The organism is Falsiroseomonas sp. E2-1-a20, assembly GCF_051433195.1.
Lineage (GTDB): Bacteria > Pseudomonadota > Alphaproteobacteria > Acetobacterales > Acetobacteraceae > Falsiroseomonas.
The window spans coordinates 1-1,376 of the sequence record NZ_JBHMFT010000147.1 but is presented as its reverse complement, the minus strand read 5'-3'; the positions used below and the strand labels follow the sequence as shown (position 1 = coordinate 1,376).

Genomic DNA, 1,376 nt, shown 5'->3' with positions numbered 1-1,376 from the left:
CGATGCCGGAGGCGGTGGCGGACCGGTTCCAGGTGACGCAGATCGCGCCCCCTTCCGGTGCTCAGACCGGGGTCCTGGGCGCGCCGGCTTGGACTGTCGTGAGCGGCCGGCGCCCCTGATCGAGGTCCGCAGGCGTCACAGAGGCGCTGGGCGCGGATCTCGCCCTGAAGGGGTGCCGGGCTTCCATGCGTGACGTGCCGGGCACAGACGGGGCGCGCCTGGCGCCGGAGCTTCGCGGCCGAGAACAGGTAACTGGCGGCGTAGGAGATGCCGATCCAGAGCGGCAATGTCGGTTTCGTTTACGAATATTCCGTGTTGCCGCAAACCCTCCTCTTTCGTTGCAGTAAATTGCAACGTGATCAATGCGTTAAGCGACCGCAAAGCGCTGGCACGAATCCTGCTGCATGTTTCGCAGTCGAACGAGACACCTGCAGGAGCTTCCCATGGAAATTCCCCCAACCACCCTCGCCGCGTCCGTGCTGGCGGCAGGTCTTGCCTTCGCTGCTGCGCCAGCCTCGGCGGCGATCATCTACGCCGGAGCGAGATAACGCAGGGCGTCCTCTCCCTGGTCGTCTGTGACATTCCGCACCTGCCATCCACAGCAGCTTCACCATGCCGCCCCAAGGACCAGAACGATGCAGGCTGCCAACAAGACATTTCCGGCCGGTTTTCGCACCGCCGCGATGGATGCGAGCCCGCAAGCCATGCCGGCGATGAACGATGGATCGGAAGTCGGGCGGGTCGTGGCGGTGATCCCGGGCAACCGCTCACCCACCTCCGCCGACGCCAGCGTCGGCAGCCGGATCAAGGAACTGCGCCGCTACGCCGGCCGGACGCAGAAGGAGATCGCCGACATCGTCGGTGTCACCGGCGCGCAATTCCATCGCTACGAAACGGGTGCGACGCGGATCGCGACCAGCCGCCTTCTCGGCATCGCGACGGCGCTCGGCGTGCGGCCGGAAGTGCTGATGGGCGGCTCCGCGCCGCGGTACGAGCCGATGGTCGACTTCATCGACGGCGCGACGGATGAGCTGGTCGAGCTGGTGCAGGTGTTCTCCACCATCAGCGATCCGCGTCGCCGTGCCGCGCTGATGGCATTCTCCCGCGCCGTTGCTCGCGGCCAGCCGCCGCAGACGGCGGACCAGACGCCGGAGTAGCGGCGGGTGAGGCGGCAGCTGATGGATCGCCGCTTAGGCCAACGCCCTGAGCGACATGCCAGGCACCAGCGGGCGCGCCTGGCGCCGGGGCTACGCCGCCGAGAAGAGAAAGCTGGCCGCGTAGTAGATGCCGATCCAGAGCGGCACGGACATCGCCGGCACAAGTACGATTCCTCTGGCCATCACGAGCCCCCTTCTCTCGATTCCGTGAGAACCTTA

The 1,376-nt window shown here is 66.9% G+C and carries 1 protein-coding gene; it reads left to right on the top strand.

The window, feature by feature from the left end; all coding sequences use genetic code 11:
* Window positions 1-635: 635 nt before the first annotated feature.
* The gene (locus tag ACFHPP_RS31010) at window positions 636-1,157 is read left to right on the top strand and encodes a helix-turn-helix domain-containing protein (RefSeq protein ID WP_437167078.1); all 522 of its coding nucleotides are present in this window, start codon (window positions 636-638) and stop codon (window positions 1,155-1,157) included.
* The last annotated feature ends 219 nt before the right edge of the window (window positions 1,158-1,376 follow it).

What these genes read in the sequence shown, in the direction of transcription:
- ACFHPP_RS31010 (WP_437167078.1), top strand. Translation starts at nt 636, where the DNA reads ATGCAGGCTGCCAACAAGACATTTCCGGCCGGTTTTCGCACCGCCGCG.